This window comes from Methanothermobacter sp. EMTCatA1 (genome assembly GCF_002356395.1).
GTDB lineage: Archaea > Methanobacteriota > Methanobacteria > Methanobacteriales > Methanothermobacteraceae > Methanothermobacter > Methanothermobacter thermautotrophicus.
In genome coordinates, this window is the sequence record NZ_AP018336.1 from 1,308,495 (window position 1) to 1,329,458 (window position 20,964).

22 protein-coding genes are annotated in these 20,964 nt (G+C 50.5%); 10 read left to right on the plus strand and 12 right to left on the minus strand.

What is annotated here, in order from left to right; translation table 11 throughout:
• Nucleotides 1-64 precede the first annotated feature (64 nt).
• From tca_RS07050 to albA, 6 genes are all read left to right on the plus strand, one after another.
• A complete protein-coding gene (locus tca_RS07050; RefSeq protein WP_048176007.1) occupies nucleotides 65-1,081 on the plus strand; it encodes a DUF1786 domain-containing protein in 1,017 nt (338 codons plus the stop codon).
• Between the two features lie 43 nt (nucleotides 1,082-1,124).
• Complete coding sequence (locus tca_RS07055) at nucleotides 1,125-1,787, plus strand: PHP domain-containing protein (protein ID WP_173402637.1); 663 nt, start codon at nucleotides 1,125-1,127, stop codon at nucleotides 1,785-1,787.
• 144 nt (nucleotides 1,788-1,931) lie between these two features.
• Complete coding sequence (locus tca_RS07060) at nucleotides 1,932-2,723, plus strand: DUF63 family protein (RefSeq protein ID WP_010877090.1); 792 nt, start codon at nucleotides 1,932-1,934, stop codon at nucleotides 2,721-2,723.
• Between the two features lie 142 nt (nucleotides 2,724-2,865).
• A complete protein-coding gene (locus tca_RS07065; protein ID WP_010877091.1) occupies nucleotides 2,866-4,383 on the plus strand; it encodes a 2-isopropylmalate synthase in 1,518 nt (505 codons plus the stop codon).
• Between the two features lie 8 nt (nucleotides 4,384-4,391).
• Nucleotides 4,392-5,600, plus strand: a complete 1,209-nt coding sequence (locus tca_RS07070; protein ID WP_010877092.1) for a nitrogenase component 1 — start codon at nucleotides 4,392-4,394, stop codon at nucleotides 5,598-5,600.
• A 79-nt stretch (nucleotides 5,601-5,679) separates the two neighbouring features.
• The gene (gene albA / locus tca_RS07075; RefSeq protein ID WP_013294904.1) at nucleotides 5,680-5,955 is read left to right on the plus strand and encodes a DNA-binding protein Alba; all 276 of its coding nucleotides are present in this window, start codon (nucleotides 5,680-5,682) and stop codon (nucleotides 5,953-5,955) included.
• A 109-nt stretch (nucleotides 5,956-6,064) separates the two neighbouring features.
• Here albA and tca_RS07080 read toward each other — a convergent pair whose 3' ends face one another.
• From tca_RS07080 to tca_RS07100, 5 genes are read right to left on the minus strand one after another with little or no spacing between them, the layout of a single operon-like run.
• A complete protein-coding gene (locus tca_RS07080; RefSeq protein WP_010877094.1) occupies nucleotides 6,065-7,006 on the minus strand; it encodes a pyridoxamine 5'-phosphate oxidase family protein in 942 nt (313 codons plus the stop codon).
• A gap of 35 nt (nucleotides 7,007-7,041) precedes the next feature.
• Nucleotides 7,042-8,253: a PQQ-binding-like beta-propeller repeat protein gene (locus tca_RS07085; protein WP_231855279.1), complete on the minus strand. Its 1,212-nt coding sequence runs from the start codon at nucleotides 8,251-8,253 to the stop codon at nucleotides 7,042-7,044.
• A 27-nt stretch (nucleotides 8,254-8,280) separates the two neighbouring features.
• Nucleotides 8,281-9,432 (minus strand): ABC transporter permease, encoded by a 1,152-nt coding sequence (locus tca_RS07090; protein WP_010877096.1) that lies wholly within the window; start codon nucleotides 9,430-9,432, stop codon nucleotides 8,281-8,283.
• A 5-nt stretch (nucleotides 9,433-9,437) separates the two neighbouring features.
• Nucleotides 9,438-10,490 carry a DrrA-related ABC transporter ATP-binding protein gene (locus tca_RS07095; protein WP_286708765.1) on the minus strand — a complete coding sequence of 351 codons (1,053 nt, stop codon included), beginning with the start codon at nucleotides 10,488-10,490 and terminating at the stop codon, nucleotides 9,438-9,440.
• Complete coding sequence (locus tca_RS07100; RefSeq protein WP_143485784.1) at nucleotides 10,487-10,912, minus strand: PadR family transcriptional regulator; 426 nt, start codon at nucleotides 10,910-10,912, stop codon at nucleotides 10,487-10,489. Before tca_RS07100 ends, tca_RS07095 begins: the two co-directional genes overlap by 4 nt.
• A 250-nt stretch (nucleotides 10,913-11,162) precedes the next feature.
• Between tca_RS07100 and tca_RS07105 the strand changes: the two genes are divergently transcribed.
• Nucleotides 11,163-11,912 carry a sugar phosphate isomerase/epimerase gene (locus tca_RS07105; protein ID WP_048176008.1) on the plus strand — a complete coding sequence of 250 codons (750 nt, stop codon included), beginning with the start codon at nucleotides 11,163-11,165 and terminating at the stop codon, nucleotides 11,910-11,912.
• Between the two features lie 10 nt (nucleotides 11,913-11,922).
• Entirely contained in the window at nucleotides 11,923-12,480 is a 558-nt protein-coding gene (locus tca_RS07110) for a TMEM175 family protein (RefSeq protein ID WP_143485785.1), read from the plus strand.
• Nucleotides 12,481-12,532: 52 nt separating this feature from the next.
• Here tca_RS07110 and tca_RS07115 read toward each other — a convergent pair whose 3' ends face one another.
• The 6 genes from tca_RS07115 to ala all read right to left on the minus strand — a co-directional run bounded on the left by tca_RS07115 (nucleotide 12,533) and on the right by ala (nucleotide 17,095).
• Nucleotides 12,533-12,874, minus strand: coding sequence for a DsrE family protein (locus tca_RS07115; protein WP_010877101.1), 342 nt, complete (start codon nucleotides 12,872-12,874; stop codon nucleotides 12,533-12,535).
• Between the two features lie 13 nt (nucleotides 12,875-12,887).
• Nucleotides 12,888-14,312 carry a bifunctional UDP-sugar hydrolase/5'-nucleotidase gene (locus tag tca_RS07120; protein ID WP_286708766.1) on the minus strand — a complete coding sequence of 475 codons (1,425 nt, stop codon included), beginning with the start codon at nucleotides 14,310-14,312 and terminating at the stop codon, nucleotides 12,888-12,890.
• Nucleotides 14,313-14,339: 27 nt separating this feature from the next.
• The gene (locus tca_RS07125) at nucleotides 14,340-15,131 is read right to left on the minus strand and encodes an HAD family hydrolase (protein WP_010877103.1); all 792 of its coding nucleotides are present in this window, start codon (nucleotides 15,129-15,131) and stop codon (nucleotides 14,340-14,342) included.
• 78 nt (nucleotides 15,132-15,209) lie between these two features.
• Nucleotides 15,210-15,836, minus strand: coding sequence for a LysE family translocator (locus tca_RS07130; protein ID WP_010877104.1), 627 nt, complete (start codon nucleotides 15,834-15,836; stop codon nucleotides 15,210-15,212).
• 12 nt (nucleotides 15,837-15,848) lie between these two features.
• Nucleotides 15,849-16,013 (minus strand): hypothetical protein, encoded by a 165-nt coding sequence (locus tca_RS07135; protein WP_162828725.1) that lies wholly within the window; start codon nucleotides 16,011-16,013, stop codon nucleotides 15,849-15,851.
• Between the two features lie 89 nt (nucleotides 16,014-16,102).
• Nucleotides 16,103-17,095 (minus strand): alanine dehydrogenase, encoded by a 993-nt coding sequence (ala, locus tag tca_RS07140; protein ID WP_048061064.1) that lies wholly within the window; start codon nucleotides 17,093-17,095, stop codon nucleotides 16,103-16,105.
• 230 nt (nucleotides 17,096-17,325) lie between these two features.
• Between ala and gatA the strand changes: the two genes are divergently transcribed.
• Together gatA and tca_RS07150 are read left to right on the plus strand one after the other, a co-directional pair.
• Nucleotides 17,326-18,681 carry an Asp-tRNA(Asn)/Glu-tRNA(Gln) amidotransferase subunit GatA gene (gene gatA / locus tca_RS07145; protein WP_269889668.1) on the plus strand — a complete coding sequence of 452 codons (1,356 nt, stop codon included), beginning with the start codon at nucleotides 17,326-17,328 and terminating at the stop codon, nucleotides 18,679-18,681.
• Nucleotides 18,682-18,694: 13 nt separating this feature from the next.
• Complete coding sequence (locus tca_RS07150; protein WP_048061066.1) at nucleotides 18,695-20,158, plus strand: AAA family ATPase; 1,464 nt, start codon at nucleotides 18,695-18,697, stop codon at nucleotides 20,156-20,158.
• 74 nt (nucleotides 20,159-20,232) lie between these two features.
• Here the strand turns inward: tca_RS07150 and tca_RS07155 are convergent, their stop codons facing one another.
• Entirely contained in the window at nucleotides 20,233-20,961 is a 729-nt protein-coding gene (locus tca_RS07155) for an ATPase domain-containing protein (protein ID WP_269899259.1), read from the minus strand.
• Nucleotides 20,962-20,964: the final 3 nt, after the last annotated feature.

A 20,964-nucleotide genomic window follows, 5' to 3' on the forward strand; every position in this document is an offset into this window, starting at 1 on the left:
TTACTGTACATATATGTACATCAAAGGGAATGGTTAATAAACAGTGATGAGATATGTTTCCCACATGAAAATACTTGCAGTTGATGTGGGGGCCGGAACCCAGGATATAATGTACCATGACACGGGGATCGACAGGATAGAGAACTCCCTGAAGATGGTAATGCCCTCACCAACAAGGATAATTGCAGGGAGAATCCGGGGGATCAGTGGCGATGTCTTTATCAGTGGACAGACAATGGGCGGGGGCCCGGTTACACGTGCAATACTTGAACACATCGGAGCCGGAAACCGGGTGGTCATGACACCTGAAGCAGCCAGGACAGTCAGGGATGATCCTGAAAGGGTCATGGCCATGGGAATAGAGATATCAGAGGAAAACCCGGGACTTCAGAGCATTGAATTCAGGGACGTAGACCTTGAGGCCATAAGAGGGGCACTTGCATGCTTTGACGTTGATCTGGACTTTGATTTGCTGGGTGTTGCTGTACAGGACCACGGGGCCGGGGGTGATATGGGTGATAGGAACTTCAGATTCATGAAGATCAGGGAGAAATTATCCGTACCCATCCCCCCGGAGGAGTTCTCCTACCTGGGAGACGTCCCTGAGTACTTCACAAGGATGAAGTCCATTGAGAAGGCCATCAGACACCCCACCCTCATCATGGATTCAAAGTTCGCCTCAGTGACCGGGGCACTCATGGATCCTGCAGTCAGTTCAGATGAGCCGATTGTCGTGGTGGACGTGGGAAATGGACACACCCTGGCAGCCAGCATCCTTGAAGGGAGGATACATGGTGTCATGGAGCACCACACCCGCATGCTCTCACCGGCTAAACTCGAGGACTTCATTATAAGGCTCTGCCTGGGTGAGCTGACCCACGGTGAAATCCATGGAGATGGCGGTCACGGTGCCCATGTCATTGATGCTGTTGGCGAACCGGTCAAGGTGGTTGCAACCGGTCCCCAGAGGGGCATACTTGACGGTATAGACCTTGATGTCCACCATGCAGCACCGGCGGGGGATGTTATGATGACAGGACCCGTGGGTCTCATAAGGAGTATTGAGTATAGGGTGAGTTGATGTTTGTGTTGTTTTGCTGGAGTATTGAGTACAGGGTGATGGGATGATCAGGATAGACCCCCACATACACAGCGTATATTCTGGTGATGCGAGGGGAACCCCCAGGGAGATCCTCAGGAGGGCCTCAGCCGTGGGTCTTGATGCGGTGGCAGTTGCAGACCACAACACAATGAAGGGATCAATAATCGCCCTCAAGGAGTCCCGGGGAATGGGCATAACCGTGGTACCCGCAATGGAGCTCAGCACATCTGCTGGACATATCGTTGCCCTTGGCATCCAGGAGGAGATCTCGAGGGGACTCACTCCGGTCGAGACCCTGGATGAGATACATGACCAGGATGGAGTCGCCATAATACCCCACCCCTTTGTGAGGTACCGGCAGGGACTCTTTGTGAATGAGCGTAACATCCGTGTTGACGCCATCGAGACCCTGAACTCCAGGTACATCGTGGGCTACTCGAACTGGAGGGCCCGGAAGTTTGCAAGGAAAAGAGGCATACCAGAGATAGGTGCAAGTGACGCCCACTTTCTGGAGGCCGTTGGAAGCTCCTTCACCCTGGTTGACTCTGAGGGCGAGGCTGATGATATAGTCAGGGCTATCCTTAAGGGAAAAACAGAGCCAGCAGGAAGCAGGACACCACTCCCACTCATTGTGAGGGAGGTCATAAACAAGAAATTACTTGGAAGGATGAGGGATTATGTCTGATCCTGATAACTCTAATTGGGCAGCACACCTCATATTTGACCCTCCCAGTGGAATCTATTCTTCAATAGCGTATGCGGGCATGGCACGGTCATCAGATGCATTGCAGCCCTCGACAGACATACCTCCTCAACATGGGGGAGTGACATGATATCTGAAATCATCGAGTTCCTTGAGAGCAACTTCTTTTACCTGCACCCTGGTTACACACCACTGAACACGGTCGTATTCGGGATTGTACTCGGAATAGCTGTTCTGATAATACTCAGGATGTTCAGATGGCTTAAAAAGGATCCAGGCGAGCTACTTGTGCCCCTGCTTCCCTTCATATTCCTGGGCTCCGGTGCAAGGGCCCTTGTTGATAACGGGATATACCCGCTAACACACCTTCTGGTAACCCCGGGCATATACATCCTTGTGGGCCTTACAACCATAGCAACACTAATAGCCGCGGTTAAACTTGAGGAGACCCGTGGCTGGGATTACAGGAAACTTATATTTGCCACGGGCTCTGTCCTCGCTGCGCCCAACCTCATCAGCATACGTCACATAGATCCGGTACCCTTCCTCTCCGTCCTCGGAGTGTTCTCAGTTTTTTCAGCAGCATTTTACGCCCTGAGCTTGAGGTGGGAGTTCCTCCGGGGCAGGATGAACCTCCCTGTTATATATGCACACCTCTTCGATGCATCCTCAACCTACGTTGCCGTTGACTGGTACGGCTATATAGAGCAGCATGTGCTGCCATCAGCCCTAACAGGCCTCACGGGCACTGCCATGGTCATGTTTCCCCTGAAGATGGCGGTTATACTGACGGCCCTCTATGCCATTGATAGATACGTTGAGTCCGATATGGATTCAGAGGCCCTCAAGCTTGTGATATTTATACTGGGCCTTGCCCCGGGTCTCAGAAATTTCCTGAGCCTGAGCATGGCGGTTTAATGGTTTTCTGTAAATTACCTGGCACCCGGGAACCCGGGTTATAACTTATAAGATATAACTTATAACATACTGTGTGTAAAAGCTTTTAATTGTAGCCCACAGAAATTTAAGCAGATAAAATGCCAGACCACGGGGAATCAAGATGTACATAGAAGAGGTTAAAGGAGAAATGAATCTCCCGGAGAATGTCAGGATATTTGACACAACACTGAGGGATGGTGAACAGACACCTGGAGTGGCCCTCACAGTGGAGGAAAAGACGGGTATAGCAAGGAAGCTCGACGCCCTTGGAGTCGATACAATCGAGGCAGGGTTCCCTGCAGCATCTCCAGGTGAAATGAACTCCATAAGGAGAATAGTTGAACTCGGACTTGAAGCAAATATCTGTGGTTTGGCAAGGGTGCTCCGTGAGGACATAGACGCGGCAATAGACTGTGGAGTTGATTACATACACACCTTCATAGGGACATCACCACTCCACCGGGAATACAAGCTCAAAATGTCCCCTGATGAGATAATAGACAGGGCGGTCTTTGGAGTGGAATATGCGGCTGAACATGGCCTGAAGGTTGAGTTCTCTGCGGAGGATGCAACAAGGACTGAATTTGATTACCTGGTTGAGGTATACCGTGCAGCCGAGGATGCCGGTGCCGAGATCATAAACGTCCCGGATACCGTCGGGGTCATGATACCCCGGGCCATGAACCACCTGGTATCCCGGCTTAAGGAGGAACTCAGGGTACCCATAAGCGTGCACTGTCACAATGACTTCGGCCTGGCAGTCGCCAACTCCCTTGCAGCGGTGGAGGCCGGGGCATCACAGGTACATGCAACAGTGAATGGTCTCGGTGAAAGGGCAGGAAACGCTGCCCTTGAGGAGGTTGTAATGGCCCTCATAACCAGGTATGACCTCCCGGTGGATATAAGAACCGTGGAACTCGTCAACATCTCAGAATTCGTCTCAAAGATAACCGGTGTCAGGATGCCCCCCAACAAGGCCATAGTCGGTGAAAACGCCTTTGCACATGAAGCCGGCATACACGTGCATGGAGTCCTTGAAAAGGCTGAAACCTATGAACCAATAACCCCTGAGATGGTGGGCCACAAGAGGAGGATAGTCCTTGGTAAACACACAGGAGCCAACGCCCTCAGATCAAAGCTCCAGGAATACGGAATAGAGATGAAGGAGGAACAGTTCTGCACACTCTATGAACAGGTCAAGAGGCTTGGAGATAAGGGTAAGAGGATCACGGATGCTGATCTGAGGGCCATGGCCGTCACCATCCTTGGAAAGGCCAGCAGGGAAATAGTGAAGCTGGAGGGCATAGCAGTCATGACAGGGGAGAGTGTGATGCCAACAGCCACAGTTAAGCTCAGAATCGGTGACGAGGTCAAGACAACATCCATGACAGGGGTTGGACCTGTAGATGCTGCAATAAACGCCATACAAAGCCTTGTAAGTGAAACAGCAGACATAGAACTCGATGAATACAACATAGAGGCCATAACTGGTGGTACAAACGCACTTGCAGAGGTCTTCGTTGTCATGAGTGACGGGGAGGGTAACAAGGCCACAGGAAGGTCCACCAGGGAGGACATAGTCATGGCGAGTGTTGAGGCAGTACTGGACGCCATAAACAAGATTCTGAGCCTTAAATAGAAAAGTGATTGAGCTGGTATGATATGGGGCCAGTTTCAACCTGCAAGCTCTTCGGTGCCGTGAGGGCGGTGACAGGCATAAAAAATGCAGTACCCCTCATCCATGGCCCCAGGGGATGCGCATACCATATAGGCTATCTACTCACAGCCAGGGGCGGGCGGAGGATAGCTGTGGCATCAACAGAACTATCAGAATCAGACGTGGTCTTCGGAGCATCAGAGAAACTCAGGGACAGGATAATAGAGGTTGACAGGACACGAAAACCTGATATCATAGTAATTATGAGTTCCTGTGCAACCAGCATAATCGGAGAGGATATAGGGCGGGTTGCAGATGAGACCTCAGAACTCGTGGACGCGGAGCTCATAACCGTCAGTGCCGGTGGATTTGAATCCAGTCAGGGTGAGGGATATGAGGAGGTGATGATGGCACTCATCCATAAATTCTGCTGGAGGATGGAGCCATCATCTAAGCCTTCAGTCAACATAATAGGTGAATTCAGGGGCGGAGCCGACCTCAGGGAGGTCAGGGAGTCCCTATCATTGATGGGGGTGGATGTGAACTGTGTCCTGACATCAGGATGCAGCATCAGGGACATGACCATGATCCCGGCGGGCCACCTCAACTGCTCCTTCTGTGATGTCTCGGGTATCGCCCCCTGCCGCTTCCTTGAGGAGAACTTCGGGACACCCTTCATCCACCACCCCATCCCCATAGGTTTTTCAAATTCACTCAGATTTTACAGGGAGGTTCTCGGGTATCTCAACCTCGATTATCCCATAAATGAGGAATTCTCAGCTTTTATCGAGGAGAGGGATCGAATAAGGGCTGAACTTGAGGGTCTGAGGGTGGCGGTAGTTTCAGGACCAACAAGGGCCGTTGCACTCACAGAATTCATAACTGAACTGCGGATGAAGCCAGTTCTTGTATCAATGGATATGATAGGTGATTACACACTGGAAAACCTTAGAGGGGTGCCTGGATTGAGGTCAGAGATACTTGTCGGGGTCGATGTTTCTGATATTGAGGAGGCCATCATCAGGACTGAACCCGAACTGATACTGGGAGGCCTTGCAGAGACCCGCATATCTGAGGTTTCAGGGGCACCCCTCATCGATGTTATGCATGGATCCAGCCTCACAGCAGGTTTCAGGGGGGCTGTTAACCTTGGTGCTAGAATGTGCGGGGCTGTTTATGGGGATCATGATTGTTATTAAATTTTTCAGTTACCATATCACAAAGTTTATATAATCTTGGGTTTCTATCTTTATTACAGACACTCTTGGAGGTTAAGTGATGTCAGAGGAGAATGTAGTATACATCGGAAACAAGCCTGTAATGAACTATGTTCTGGCCGTGGTTACTCAGATGAACGGTGGGACCAGTGAAGTGATCCTTAAAGCCCGTGGAAGAGCCATAAGCCGGGCTGTTGACGTTGCAGAGATTGTAAGGAACCGCTTCATACCAGACATACAGATAGAGAACATCGACATATGCACAGAGGAGATCATTGGTAACGAGGGAACCGCTACCAATGTTTCAGCAATAGAAATTCAGCTCCGAAAGGATTAAAAATATAAAAGATGGAAGCCACAGGTTTCCATTTTTTATATTTTATTATCAAAGGTTGCAGTGACCTCTGATTAATCATTTAAGGGTTTTTACGTGCAGTCAATTTTAATTACTCTTTTTTAACCCAGAGGACCTGCTTTGGGCATGCTGAGAGGTCCCTGAATTTACTGTTGAGGAATTCAACCTTCATGATATCAATCCTTATGACATTCATATCAATGTTCAGATCCTTCACTGCATCCGGGTTGAGACCCCTCAGCTTATAAACATGTTCAGCATCCTTTCCATGGAGTATGCTGGCAGCACCCGTTATCTGCATCCCTGCAAGGTCGCTCATGGATGTGTAGTCCTCGTATACTGCAACTGAAACCCGTTCATTCTCGGGGAGACCTGCAAATTTCTCACCACCCTCACTGATTATGAGGAGGGAATCCCCATCATATATGTACTCAAGGGGTGTGGCCCGTGGCTGTCCTCCATGGCAGGTTGCAAGGGTGCAGGTGTTGTGTGATCTGAGGAATTCGTCAATGAATCCACGGAGTTCACCCTCATCAATGGAGGTCATGAGGGAGTCACGGATGTCCCTCAGTTCAAGTGCAAATTCAGTGACCTCCCCTTTATCCAGGAGATCAACGTCACTCAACTCAATACCGGTGACCTCAGAGAACGCCTGGAGATCAGCAAGGTCCTCCTCTGAAAGTTCGCCGAGTTTCATACGTCCACCAAGCGCCCGGGAATATATGCTACCTCCGATAAGATCTTCAACTTCCTTAATGGCTCTCAGACCATCCTCTCTACTCAGGGAAACTGAGAAGAGTGCCACGGGTTTCTCCCTGAGCCATGGGTTTTCCCTTATAAAATCAGTTATTCGTGGGTGCATTCTCCCCCGGTAGACACCGGATCCAATTACAAAGAATTCAAAGTCCCTGAAGGGCTCCTGGAATTCAGGGACCCTGCAGCACCTCGATGGTCCAAGTATCATCCCGGTTTTAGATGCAACCTCCTCTGTGGACCCATAGGTGCTCTCATAGATTATGAGTGTCCTGAACATCGGATTATCCCCCTTTAAAAATTAAAATGGGTATTTTATCTTCTTCCTGCAACCTTCCTGAGTCCGATAACAGCTCCGGCGATTACAAGGATCACTGCAATGATGTAGTAGGCGAATACTGAGGTAGGAGCCTCCTTCTTCTTGGAGTCAAGGGCGTATATGTATCCGTTTTCGGTTGCAAAGTAGACTGTCTTGCCGTAGACCACTGGAGAGGAACTCACAGGTGAGCTGAAGAGGTAGTAGCCTGGGGAGTAGCTCCACTCCTCCCTGCCACTGTACTTGTTGAGGATGTAGAGTGTCCCGTCATCTGATCCCACCGCTATCATGTTCTCAAAGAGAGCCGGTGTTGAACGTACAGGGGCACCGGTATGGAATGACCATTTCAGGGCACCGGTCCTGGTGTCCAGGGATGTGATGTTCCCGTCATCGCATCCAATGAAGACACTGTTCTCCTCTGTGTCAACTGATGGGGAGGAATATACACGGTCGCCGAGGCTGTACTTCCAGATCACATTCCCATCTGACTCTGATAGGGCGTAGATGTTCCCGTCATCTGACCCCACATAGACTGTCCCATTCCAGAAGGCTGGTGAGGATCTTATGGCGTCCCCTGACGTGTAACTCCATACTTCGTTCCCGTCGGATTCTGAGAGGGCGTATACCTTACCATTGAATGAACCCACATATAAGGTGCCATTCACAGGGAGGGGTGATGATTTAACGGCGTCCCCGGTGTAGAACTCCCACTTCTTGGAGCCATCGTCTCTGTCCACAGCGTATACCCTGCAGTCATCAGATCCAATATAGACGGTGTCCCCGCTCACTGCAGGTGATGATTCTATCCTGTTACCTGTTTTGAATTTCCATTCAAGGTCTCCGGTGTCTGTGTCTATTGCATAGAGGTATCCATCCCAGGAACCCACAAATACGGTCCCATTTACAACCACCGGCGATGAGACGATGGCACCCTCTGTTTTGTAGCTCCAGACCACGGACCCGGTCTCAAGGTTCACTGCATAGAGCCTCCCATCAAGGGATCCTATGTAGGCCACCTTGTTGAATATGGCCGGGGATGACTTTATACCCCCAATGGAGAGGTACCATGTCTTTGCAGAGAAGTCGCTTGGCTCCTTTGCATAACCTGTGTGCTGTTCGTCTCCATGGAATACCGGCCAGTCAGCTGCTGATACAGGACTGAGGATCATCCCAAGGATTATGAGTGCCGCGATTAAACCTTTTCTCATCATTTCTATCACCACATTAAACTAATTACATTAAATGTCCCTGTTGAAACGGGTAACACCCATCGCAAAGAACAGGAGGGTGAATCCACCAAGCACAAGGAGGTTAACCATTATGTCCCCAGCACCGGCGCCCTTTAGCATGACTGCCCGGAGGGCATTGTTGGCATAGGTGAGGGGGACTACGTAGGCTATCTTCTGGAATATCCAGGGCATGGTCTCAATGGGGTAGAACACCCCTGATACGAACATCATGGGCATGGCGAAGGGCATGACCATCTGCATGTAGTCCTCCTGGGTCCCCACCCTGGCTGATATCATTATACCAAAGCCGACAAAGCAGAGGGCCGTCAGTATCAGTAGCAGGACCGTCAGGAGCATGCTACCATTTATCTTGATACCGAAGAGAAGAATTGCAATGAAGAGCAGGAGAAGGGCCCTTCCACTTTCTATCACAAGCTTTGAGATTATCTTACCTCCCACAACTGTGGCTACACTTGTGGGGGTCATGAAGAGCCTTGCAAGCTCTCCCCTTTCCCGTTCACCCGCAATGGACTGACCCATTCCAAACATGCAGGAGAACATTATGGTCATGGCCAGTATGGCGGGCACAAGGAAGTCCATGTACTTGACGTCCCCGTAGATTCTGTCAATCTGGAGGTTTATGGTGCTGACCATGCTCTGGAAACCTGAACTTGGAGTTGAATTCTGTGCATTCATGGATGTGCCCTGCATCCTCTCCACAGCAAGCTGCCCGGATAGCTTGCTGAAGAGGGCCTGTGTTGCCGGTACAAGGGCCTGGCTTGCCAGCTGATCCGAGGAGTCAAGGTACATGACCACGGTGGGCTCCGATGATGTGAGGTTATCATAGTTAGGTGGCAGTATTATGGCTGCCTTGACCTCCCCGGCGTCCACCATATCCCTGGCGATCTCCGGGTCCTTCAGGATATCCTTTATATCATAGAGGCTCATGTTCCTCATGGCATCAACGGTCTGGTCTGTCACCGGACCGCTGCTCTGTTCCACTATAACCACGGGTATATTCTCAAGGGTACCGCCCATACCATAACCGAAGAGGGTTATCATCAGTATGGGGAACAGTATGATGGATATGAGGCGCGGTTTGTGCCTCCAGAGGACTATCAGGTCCTTCTTAAGCATCCACATAACCTTTTTCATTTCCATAACGGTTACCTCCCTGTAACCTTCATAAATACGTCCTCGAGTGAGGGGTCCTTTGTTGAAATTGAGGTTATCCTGGCGTTGTTCCTTATAACAGCCGCCAGAACATCATTAACGGCAGTTTCGCATGTTTCATCGAGTTCAAGGATTATCCTTCCTGTATGGTGCTTCTTAACGTCCAGTGTAACCGGTAGGGCTTCCAGTTCAGATAGTAGATCATCTGTGAGGTTCACAATGAGCATGCTTATCTCCTTACTGGCACATATCCTCTCTGATTTCTTGATCTCCTGGATGGCCCTTCTCTCGGATTCAGGCGTCTCCTTGTCGATCCTGTCCAGTATCCCACCGATCTCCTTTGCTCTGAGGGATTCCTCCTCCTTTATCACTGTGTCCTTGAGCCCCTGTGGAGTGTCAAAGGCGGCAAGAACGCCCTGATTTATTATCCCCACGTAGTCACAGAGGAGTTCCACCTCGTACATGTCGTGGGAGCAGAGTATGATGGTGTGACCGCTGCTGTTCAGTTCGTCTATGAGGTCCCAGAGCACCCGCTTGGTTGTCGGGTCCAGGCCGATTGTTGGTTCGTCCAGGAAGAGGATGTCTGGTTGATGTATGAGGCTTGCAACCAGTGACACCTTCTGCTGCTGGCCACCTGACATCTGCCCGACTGGCTTGTCTGCAGCGTATTTTATGTCCACAAGTTCCATGAGCTCCTCTATCCTTGATTCCTTCAGATCCTCGGGCATGCCATAGAAGTCTGCGCACATCTCCACGTTTTCCCTTGCTGTGAGGTCCTCGTATAGGCTTACCTTCTGGGGAACCATGCCTATCTGCTGCCGGACCTCATCGGGGTTTTTGAGTATATCATAACCTGCAACCCTGGCGGTCCCTGAGCTTGGCGGGATGAGACATGTGAGCATCTTTATGGTTGTTGTCTTCCCGGCCCCGTTGGGCCCCAGGAAACCAAAGATGGAGTTCTTCTCTATCTTCATGTTCAGGCTGTCCACCGCCTTGAAGTCCCCGTAGACCTTTGTGAGATCGAAGGTTTCTATCGCATATTTCATGTTTCATCCTCCCTTTCAGCGGGGAACATGTCATTCCAGAAGTCTTCCCATATCTTTGATACATGGTCCCTCATTATCTGCCGGATCCTCTCTATCGTCTTCTCACCGAGAGGGGTTATCTCATAGTATTTCACTCTTTTCTCACCGTGCATCTCCCAGCTGCCCTCTATCAGTCCCTTCCTTTCGAGGTCATGGAGTACCGGGTAGATTACGCTGGGTCCGGGCGGTTTTATGTTCTTGCAGTGCATGCCCTTGAATGAGTAGAATCTTTCAAGGCGTCGCATTATCTCGTAGCCATGTATTTTTTCCTTGCTTATCATCCAGAGGATCATTGTCTTTCCAAATCCTCTCATGAAGCTTTTTATTATCTTTTCATCGAATTCACCCCCCTCACCGGTGAGGGGACCTTCTTCTGCGCACATAGAGTCATCTCCAGAGAAACTGATGTTTTCATACACACAATATATCAGTTTTACGATATATCTATTTGCCATAATAAAATGTTCATGATATATAAAGTTTGTGATATATTGATGAGGCGTCCTTTAACCGGTGATGATGGGGAGGGAATCTGGCGGTATCCCGTGAAACTGCGCGGGTAACTTGTGGGTACTGCAATCAAATGGAAAGACTCATAAGCCCCGATAAATAGAAGATCTACCGGGATCTGATATGAGACTTGGTTTTTCAACCCTGGCGCTTTTCATGGAGCCACTGGAAAACATCCTTCAGAAAGCAGAGGATGACGGTTTTGAACTTGTAGAGCTCCTCTGTGAGGGACCCTACTGGCCAAGAAGGCTACTTCAGGACGGGGATTCCTTGGAAGTCTTCGAGTCCTTCGACCTCGAGGTCCTTATCCACGCACCCACCATAGACCTGAACCCTGCAAGCATGAACCGGGGTATAAGGGAGGAGACAGGGAGGCAGATGGTCGAGACAATTGAACTTGCATCAAGGATAGGTGCAACAACAGTCACAACCCACCCTGGAGTGGTCCACCGGAGGGAGGACAGGATAAGGAGTGCTGCACTCCAGTTCGCACTTGAAACACTTGGTGAATGCGTTGAATACGCAGAGGATCTGTCCATAAAATTCTCAGTCGAAAACATGCCCGGAAGATTCTCCTACCTCTGCAATAACCCTGCAGAACATGAGAGATTTGTTGAAAAATGTGGCTCCTACGCAACGGTTGACATAGGACATGCCAACACTACAGGGCGTCTCCAGGATTTCCTGGAGATCAAAAGAACAGCCCACTATCACATCAGTGACAATAACGGGAAGAGGGACCAGCACCTGCCCCTCGGGGAGGGCACAGTCGATCTTAAACTCCTGGGATCCATAGAGAGGGGTGTGATAGAACTGAACAGCTATGATGGTGTAATCAGGAGCAGAAGAATCCTTGAGGAGGTCGTCCGTTGAGGTGGCTGTCATGAAAAAGAAGAGACTGGAGGGTCTGGTTGATGCCATATTTGCAATCGCCATGACCATACTTGTTCTGGGCATAGATGTGCCCACCGGCACCATGAGTGTTCCGGCAATGGACGCCTACATCATGGGCCTTGCATCTGATTTGTACAGCTACTGTCTCAGTTTCCTCCTCCTCGGCGTCTTCTGGTGGGTTAACCACATGCACTTCGAGAAACTGGAGAAGGTTGACACGGGATTCATATGGATAAACATCGTCTGGCTCATGGTCGTTGTCCTGGTACCATTCTCAACAAAGCTGACAGGTAATTATGGAGACCTTGTAACACCCAATATCCTGTTCCACCTGAATATGCTCACCATAGGTCTTTTATTATCCATGAGCTGGATCTATACCCAGAGGAATGGTTTAATGGATATCGGAGAAAATGAATACCGCTTAATCCTGAAGAAGAATCTTTTAATGCCTCTTGCAGCCATCCTTGCACTCATCTTAACACCCATTGCACCGGAGTACAGCTCCACCGCCTACGCAGTTCTCATATTAAAGAGGCTCCTTTAGCTTCGTGGCACTTTTTCAGGACTCTGCACTTGATATACTTAAATGCAATGATTCAGGGCCTTATATAGGCCCATCCCTCTGTCTGTCTTCTTACAATATGACCCACACCGGATGATACAACATCGACTCCCTCCAGGAGGTCATCCCCATCCATACCAGATGCCCTGAGGGTGTTTGAGCATGCACAGAACCTGACACCCTGACCTGTGAGTTCAGATACGTCCCCTGAGTACTCAGAATCCCTTCTGAGGACATTAACTCCCATGGAGTAAGCCACAACCTCTATTCTGACGGATTCGAGATCAGCCATTAGGTTCCTGACATTGGAGATGAGGAGCAGAACCCTTGACTCATCATCCTCATCTATGTGGAAGACCACACGGTAATCCACCATGACACCACCTCCGCTACACGGGTGTTATCCTCCCCTCAAGGCCGGCGTCCACCGGGCTGTTTCTCGCGATGTATTCTTCAAGCACATCAATGGCCCTCAGATCGGTCTCCTCATGGTCCTCACCGTACCTGGAGGGGACTCCCTGGGATGTGACGTAGACGGCACTGTAGGTCCCTGACGGGTCAAGGGGTCTGCCATTTACAAATATCTTCTGTATCCTTGCACCTGGAGGGTTCTCGATCTTGAAGTACATCTCAAGTCCGAGGCACCTCTTGAGGTAGCCCCCCATCTGATTGTAGGGGTTCCTTGAGAATACGAGTTCAATGTTTTCCTCCATCATATCCCATATTTCCCTGCCTGTTAACCTCACCCGGGATAAAGGAGGATTTACAGGTATAATGTTCCAGAGATCCTCAATTCTGATATCTCCTGGCGGCACAGGGGCACCGTAACGCCACCCATTGGAGAATGCAAGGTCAAAGTCCCCTGTATCCATCACGGCCTTTAGGAGGAGGTTATCCATGGTTGACTCCAGTATGGTGTACCTGTTAAGGTGGGTCCTGGTGGAGCCCACGACTGTTTCGAGGTGGTCACTGTCGGTCTCAGTTATCCTGAGCACCATCTCCTCAACATCAGGATCTGAGGGACCCCTCACCTTCATGAGTTCATGGCTGAATCCCCTGACACCATCATCCACCTCCAGGTCAAGGCGCCCGATGAAGGAGCCATGACAGCCTGACTGTATGATTATGGTATCTCCAACGATGTGGGGCCTCTCGAGTCTGTTGTGGGTGTGTGCGCTCAGCAGCACATCGATGCCCTCAACATCAGATGCCAGCTGAACCTCCTGTGGAAAGCCGAGGTGTGATATCACAACGGTGAGATCCACCCTCTCCTCATTCCTGAGGATATCGATCCATCCGGGGAGCTCCTCAAGGCCAAGGGTGAATTCAAGGCCCTCACTGAAGTGGGGTGGCATGACCTTATCTACGATGTTTGATGCTATCCCTATGATACCCACCTGCAGTTCCCCAACATCAAGGATTTCATAGGGCTGGAATACCAGCCGTTCGGTACCCTCACGGTAGCAGTTTATGGCAAGTACAGGGTAATTGAGCTTCTTTGAGAGTTCAATGAACCTTTCAGGTCCGTAGGCAAACTCCCAGTGAGCTGTCATGGCCTTGAATCCCATCTCATTCAGCAGGGGGATCATTGCAGCGCCCCGACTCTTCACGGCATGGTATGTGCCGTGGATGGTATCCCCGCAGTCAAGAAGTAGAGCGGGCCTCTCTTTGCGTATTTTATCAACGAGTCCAGCTATGTGCTGGTAACCACCAAGGGTCTCATATACGATTTCACGGCCCTCCCAGAAAAGTTCGGGATGGCTTTTAATGTATCCATGGGTGTCGTTCACCTGGATTATGCTCAGTTCAGCCATAAAACACCCCCCTTACAGGTTTTAACCTCAGATATCTATATCCAGCAGCTCTCCTATATTCTCTATTACATAATCAGCGGCTTCTATAAGCCTCTGGGGGACATGCTCCCTCTGCTGGAGTGTAAGAACCCCTATATCGGCCTCCCTAAGTGCAAGGATGTCGTTGATGCCATTACCCACCATAACGACCTTGCTGTACCTCCCCCGGAGTTCACGTATTATCCTTGCCTTCCTCTCGGTGTCTGCAGTGTCAAATACGTTTTCAGTGGGGATTCCCAGGAGCTTTGCAAGTTCCATGAGGGACCCCTTCCTGTCCCCCGATGCAATGTATATGTCGATTTTCCTGTCCATGAGTTCACCGATAACATGGGGGACCTCCGGGAAGAGCTTTCCTCCTGCTGTTATGGTGAAATCCACCCTCCCCCGGTCCATGTTGACGATGAAACCTGAACCGCTGCATATCTGTATGTTGTAGTTCTTCCCTGCAACAGCATCTATGGTATCCTGTATGTCCCCCACGGTGGCCGGGTCATCCCTTAGGACCTCAAGGATTTCACCGGGATCAACTGCGGTGTTGGCGTAGCTTATATTGAACCTTATATGGTTCCTCTCTATGAATTCGTAGATTGTCTGGTGGGGCCTGGCATTCACTATACAGGTGGATGGGTCCGTCTGAAGTACCACGAGTGCTCTACGGTCCCGGTAATCAACAACATCAAGTGAGTTCATGCTGTCACATATCTTACCGGTTTTAAGATCCTTGAGGGCCCTGTACCTCCTTATGAGTGTCCCTGAATTATCAAAAACAACGGCCTTCATCGGACCAATATATGTTTTTTATGGTATTAAGATTTTGAGAGGATACAGTGGCACCTGTAAGCGAGACCCATAAACATCCTAGGAATACCCTGAAATGGCCTTCAGACTTTCAATTAAGAAGTAGACTCCAAAAAGAATCAGGAATAGACTTAAAATCATCATAACAATTTTGTAAGGTCTTCCATTCATTCTGAAGGATTTCCTTGATGAGAGGAATGATACGAGACTGTACCATGTGAGGTCAGATGACCAGTGACCTGCGAGGAATGCCAGGAGCCCAAGGACGCCTGCAAGCTCCAGTCCCCTGTACATCAGGGCAGCGCCCACCGCACCCCACCACAGGAAGAAGTATGGGTTCGCAAAGCTTATGATGGCCCCCCGAAGGATTGACCCACCCTCAGGGATATTTTCAGTGTCTTCAGAATCCCTGAAACCAAGGATTCCCATCCATATGAGGACTGCTCCACCTGCAGTCCCAAGGATGGCTGGAGCAGGGCCTGATCTGAGGATATAACCCAGGCCCATCAGTATCAGAGTAACAAGGAGAGCCTCTCCGAGGACATGGCCGGCCACAAGGAGGGGTCCGGCCCTGAATCCCCTCCTGATGGAATCTGAAACAGTTACGGTAAGGAGGGGTCCGGGGGCCATGGCCCCGGATAGTCCAATCAGAAATGATGTCAGGGCGAATAGCAGGATACTGATCATGATTCCACGGCTTCAGTTGTATCTGTTCAGTATCCTCATTATCTCTGAGAGGTGGTGGTCTATCTCTTCGATCTCTTCTCTTTTAAGGGACCTTGTCCGGCTAACTATCCTCATCCTCTCGAAGACATGGTCCATCCTTGTGAGGAGTTCATTCATATACGTCCTGGTGGGGTACATGCTATCAGCTCCATATCAATTTCTATCACTCATAGTATAAGGATCCTTCCAGTCATCTGTGATGATTATCGGCGGCAGGGTGCCTCCAGTCATCCCTGAAGATCCACCTCCAGACCCACTTCACCGGCAACGGCCCTCTCATAGATCATCCATGCTGTTGTTATATCCTGAATGGAGAGTCCAGTCGAATCAAATACGGTCACATCAGCGGGTGAAGTTCTACCCTCAATCTTGCCTGTCATAACATCCCCCAGGCTTCCCTGGAGGTCATCCACCCTGAGGATCCCCTCGGTGATGGGCACGTTTATTTCTCCGCTGTGGGTTGCCTGCTCCAGGCTGTCATAGAATACACGGGCATTTTTGAGTATCAGAGGGTCCAGTTCCTGCTTCCCTGGGGCGTCTGCACCCATGGCACATATGTGCGTACCCGGCGACACCCAGTCTGCCATGACCACAGGACTCCTTGATGGAGTGACGGTTACAACGATGTCCATACCCTCAACAGCCTCCCTTGGATCTGTAGCGGCCCTCACGGGGACTTCATATTCCTTTGAAGCCCTTAAGGCAAATTTTTCACGCGTTGACGGTGTCCTGCAGTAGACGCTGACCTCCTCAAGATCCGCCACCCTGCTGATTGCCATGAGCTGGGTCCAGGCCTGCCTTCCGGCACCGATTATCCCGAGCCTTGACGCGTCCCTGGATGCAAGGTACTTCACCGATACACCGCCAGCGGCACCCGTTCTCATATCGGTTATATGGGTTCCATCCATGAGTGCAATGGGGAACCCTGTTTCAGGGTCCACAAGCTCTATGACAGCCATTACCGTTGGCAGGGAATGCCTATCAGGGTTTGAGGGGTGCACATTGACGCACTTAACACCGGCCATCTCAAGCTCCTCAAGGTAGGATGGCATGACACGGAGGTCTCCATTGTATCTCCTGAAGAACAGGTACATCTTAGGGGGCATCTGAACCCTCCCAAGGGCCTCCTGGACAAAGGCACCCTCAACCGCCTTCAGGCAGTCGTCCATGTTAAGAAGGCCTTCAACATCACTCCTGGTTAGCACAACTGTTTTTTCCATGCATCCACCGTCCCCATTTAATAACAATCAGGGTCAATCTACCAATCTTTAAATATTGAACATCTCACATTTATTAGTGTTGGAAATGAAATTAAAACCACGGATGAGTACTGTCATGGCTGTCCCGGCGGTCCATGGACCGGAAACTCCACCCTCGAGGCAGTCATGGCAGCTATTAAGGTTGATCAGACTTATATCTCACTTCAACTTGAAATATAAGGGTGTTAAAGATGGAAACTGTTGATAAGGTTGATATGATTAAGAATCATGGCCTGACCGCATCAGAAAATCTTGAAAAATTTCTTAAGAGGATTGAGGCAAAAAACGATGACATCAACGCCTTCCTGGAGGTTAGGGGTGAAGAGGCGATTAAGAGGGCTGAGGAGATAGACGCCAGGATAGCCTCCGGCAAGGAGACAGGGAAACTGGCGGGCCTGGTGATAGGAGTTAAAAGCAACATCAACGTGGAGGACTTCAACGTATCAGCAGCTTCAAAGACCCTCGAAAATTACACTGGAAGCTACGATGCAACTGTTATAAGGCGCATAAAGGAAGAAGACGGTATAATAATTGGCATGACCAACATGGACGAATTCGCTGCCGGGAGTTCAACCGAGACATCATTCTTTGGCCCAACAGACAATCCAGCAGCCCCCGGGAGGATCCCGGGAGGTTCAAGCGGCGGGAGCGCTGCTGCAGTGGCTGCTGGTATGTGTGACCTGGCACTGGGATCAGATACAGGGGGTTCAATAAGGAATCCAGCATCGCACTGCGGTGTAATGGGCTTCAAACCAACCTATGGGGCAGTATCCAGGCAGGGCCTCCTGGACCTTGCCATGAGCTTTGACCAGATAGGACCCCTGGCAGCAGATGTATCCGGGATCTCACTTGCACTGGATGTCATCTCAGGTTATGACCCGGCAGACCCCACAACCCTGGACAGTTCACCGGACCTTGAGGTGGAGAGGGAACTGAAGGGCCTCAGGGTCGGTGTTGTGAGGGAGTTCCTTGAGGTCACAGATGAGGCAATAGATGAGGTTATTCAGGGGAAACTCGGAGCCATGGAGGATGAGGGCGCCGAGATAGTTGAACTGGATTTTGGATACATAGACCTCTGTCTCCCCACCTACTACCTCATAAACTACGTTGAATTCTTTTCAGCCACCAGGAAGTATGACGGCAGAAAGTACGGTCACAGGATAGAGGATGTCTGCGGTCCGGAGGTCCTCAGGAGGATACATATGGGTTCCTACATCAGTCAGAAGGAACTATCTGGAAAATACTACAAGAGGGCCCTCCAGGCAAGATCCCTCATAAGGAGGGAGATAACAGGGCTTCTCAGCCATGTGGACATAATAGCGGGGCCAACGGTTCCAAAGCTACCCCACACACTGGGTGAGGAGCTTGAACCAATGGAGATGTACGCCTACGATGTCCTCACGGTCATAGCTAACCTTGCAGGTATACCCGCTGCAAGCATACCTGCAGGGGATGTGGGCGGAGTCCCTGTTGGCCTGCAGCTCCAGGCAAAGCCAGGAGATGATGGCATGATAGTATCGGCCATGAGGGAGATTGCTTCACTGTAAGAGAGTGTCCCCCATGAGGATTGGACTCGTCTGTATCAGGGGATCGGTCCCTGCCTTTGAGAACTTTGGATTTCTCCCCACCGATATAGTTGGAAGCAATGGTCTTGTAAACGGTTCAAGGGCCCACAGGGTCCTGGACGGGATCATAATACCAGGGGGAAGTATCGTTGAGTCAGGAAGCCTTTCACCTGAACTTGCATTTGAGATAAGAAGGATGGCATCGGACGGAAAATTTGTCCTGGGTATATGCTCAGGATTCCAGGCCCTGGCAGAGAGGACCGATATAGGGAGAAAATCGCCATGCCCTGTTTACAGGGAGGGTCTCGGGCTCCTCAACGTAACATTCCACCCCATGATAAGCAACGACAGGGTGGAGGCCACCATAACCGGCGAGTCCTTCCTGACCTCAGGGATGTCAGGTGAGAGGATAACTGGCTTCCACTGCCATACCTACGGTGAGATACGTGGTGATGCACCTGAGATAATGAAGTCCCGCATAGTCAGGGCAGACTATCATGAAAGGCCAGGGGAGATCCTATCAGGGGTCTGCAGTGATGATGGTAACGTGGCAGGGACCATGGTCCACGGATGCCTCGATGAGAACCAGACCCTTGTCAGTAACATCCTCAAATTCCTTGATGCGGATGAAACTGCAAGGGAGAGGATACTTGAAGCCAACAGGAAACTGCGGGAAGCTCTGAGATCTGAGCTCGGGATATCAACGGGGATACGTGTTATGGATAGGGGCGGGACGAGGGGCACCCCACCAGCCATAATGATAGCATCCACGGGTTCAGACTCCGGCAAAACATTCATATTAACGGGCCTTGCAGGCGCCCTGAGGAGGAGGGGCCTCAGGGTGGGCGTTATCAAGGTGGGACCCGATGTCAGGGACATAGTCCCGGCCCTCTACCTCATAAAGGAGCCCATGGAGGAGCACTCATCCATAAGGATAGGGCGCCTGGGCTGGATGGAGCTCAGGGATGTCCTTGAATCTGTGAGGGGAAGATACGACATAATACTCATCGAGGGCGTTATGAGCATCCTCACAGGTCTCCTGAACGATATAACACCCTACTCCGGGGCTGAGATTGCCCTGGCAGCAGGTATCCCCCTGATTATGGTGGCAGGTTGCAGCAAGGGGGGTATAGAGTCTGCGGTGGTTGATCTTGACGCCCACATATCGGTACTTGAGGGACTGGGCCTTGAGGTCTCCTGCGGAATACTCAACAGGGTCTATGATATGGATATATTTGAGAGGGCATCAGGCGGAAGGTACCTTGCCATTCCGAGGGTGGAGATGAGTGAGAGGGGCGGCACACCCGAGGTTGAGATAAAACTTGAGGACTTCTGCCTGAAGGCCATGGAGACCGTGGAGGAGCACCTTGATGTTGATACCCTCATCAGCTTCGCAAAAAAACCAGAATTCAGGGGTTATATGGGCCCTGAAGAAATCAAAAAGGTATTCAGTCCCTGAATCCCCGTCTTTGGGATCCCAGCCATCAGGGGCTGGATCCCCTATTTCCGGGAATTAAACCATCAGGTCAGGTTTTAGATTCCCATATCCTCTTCAGGGATCTCCTCACCCTCAGTTATGGTTATACCCTCCTCGCCACCGATCTCATATGTGAGGAACTGGAGGGGTGTTTTGGTGCTTCTCATCTTGACTATGTCCATTATCCGCTCCCTGCGACCGGTGTAGGGGTTCTCCCTTCTACCAAGTTTTATGGCGCCGTATACCGAGAAGAGAGCAAGTTCATTGAACTCCTTGGAGGTTGCACTGTCCAGTATTATGACGGATGTTATACCCCGCTGTTTGAGCTCATATACGAGGAGATCAAACTGGTTCCTGAATTCATAGGCTGTGAGTTTGGCTGTGTAGCCACCCAGACTGTCTATGACAACCACCTCGGCCTCGGGGGGTATGTCATGTATTATCTTGGTGAAGTTGCCCTTCATGGGGTCCATGTCCATGCTTAGCTCTGCCTCGGTTATCCTCGCCCTTATACCTGTAAGTTCTATGAAGTTGAGGAGTCCCTTCTCCTCCAGCTCCTGGGTGTTCCAGCCGAAGGAGTTTGCCTGTATGTGGAGGTCATTGGCGTCCTCCTCTGCTGTTATGTAGACGGTGTTGTAACCCTCCATGCAGCTGCTTATGGCAAACCGCAGCCCGAAGATGGTCTTACCACACCCGGGCTCCCCTGTTATCAGAACAGATCTCCCCATGGGGAAACCGCCTATGGTATCATCAAGTCCATTGATCCCTATCTTCAGCCTCTCCATTAT

Coding starts and splice junctions, on each gene's coding strand:
- tca_RS07050 (WP_048176007.1), top strand. CDS start 65: ATGAAAATACTTGCAGTTGATGTGGGGGCCGGAACCCAGGATATAATG.
- tca_RS07055 (WP_173402637.1), top strand. CDS start 1,125: ATGATCAGGATAGACCCCCACATACACAGCGTATATTCTGGTGATGCG.
- tca_RS07060 (WP_010877090.1), top strand. CDS start 1,932: ATGATATCTGAAATCATCGAGTTCCTTGAGAGCAACTTCTTTTACCTG.
- tca_RS07065 (WP_010877091.1), top strand. CDS start 2,866: ATGTACATAGAAGAGGTTAAAGGAGAAATGAATCTCCCGGAGAATGTC.
- albA (WP_013294904.1), top strand. CDS start 5,680: ATGTCAGAGGAGAATGTAGTATACATCGGAAACAAGCCTGTAATGAAC.
- tca_RS07080 (WP_010877094.1), bottom strand. CDS start 7,006: ATGTTCAGGACACTCATAATCTATGAGAGCACCTATGGGTCCACAGAG.
- tca_RS07085 (WP_231855279.1), bottom strand. CDS start 8,253: ATGATGAGAAAAGGTTTAATCGCGGCACTCATAATCCTTGGGATGATC.
- tca_RS07090 (WP_010877096.1), bottom strand. CDS start 9,432: ATGGAAATGAAAAAGGTTATGTGGATGCTTAAGAAGGACCTGATAGTC.
- tca_RS07095 (WP_286708765.1), bottom strand. CDS start 10,490: ATGAAATATGCGATAGAAACCTTCGATCTCACAAAGGTCTACGGGGAC.
- tca_RS07100 (WP_143485784.1), bottom strand. CDS start 10,912: ATGTGCGCAGAAGAAGGTCCCCTCACCGGTGAGGGGGGTGAATTCGAT.
- tca_RS07105 (WP_048176008.1), top strand. CDS start 11,163: ATGAGACTTGGTTTTTCAACCCTGGCGCTTTTCATGGAGCCACTGGAA.
- tca_RS07110 (WP_143485785.1), top strand. CDS start 11,923: ATGAAAAAGAAGAGACTGGAGGGTCTGGTTGATGCCATATTTGCAATC.
- tca_RS07115 (WP_010877101.1), bottom strand. CDS start 12,874: ATGGTGGATTACCGTGTGGTCTTCCACATAGATGAGGATGATGAGTCA.
- tca_RS07120 (WP_286708766.1), bottom strand. CDS start 14,312: ATGGCTGAACTGAGCATAATCCAGGTGAACGACACCCATGGATACATT.
- tca_RS07125 (WP_010877103.1), bottom strand. CDS start 15,131: ATGAAGGCCGTTGTTTTTGATAATTCAGGGACACTCATAAGGAGGTAC.
- tca_RS07130 (WP_010877104.1), bottom strand. CDS start 15,836: ATGATCAGTATCCTGCTATTCGCCCTGACATCATTTCTGATTGGACTA.
- tca_RS07135 (WP_162828725.1), bottom strand. CDS start 16,013: ATGTACCCCACCAGGACGTATATGAATGAACTCCTCACAAGGATGGAC.
- ala (WP_048061064.1), bottom strand. CDS start 17,095: ATGGAAAAAACAGTTGTGCTAACCAGGAGTGATGTTGAAGGCCTTCTT.
- gatA (WP_269889668.1), top strand. CDS start 17,326: ATGGAAACTGTTGATAAGGTTGATATGATTAAGAATCATGGCCTGACC.
- tca_RS07150 (WP_048061066.1), top strand. CDS start 18,695: ATGAGGATTGGACTCGTCTGTATCAGGGGATCGGTCCCTGCCTTTGAG.
- tca_RS07155 (WP_269899259.1), bottom strand. CDS start 20,961: ATGGAGAGGCTGAAGATAGGGATCAATGGACTTGATGATACCATAGGC.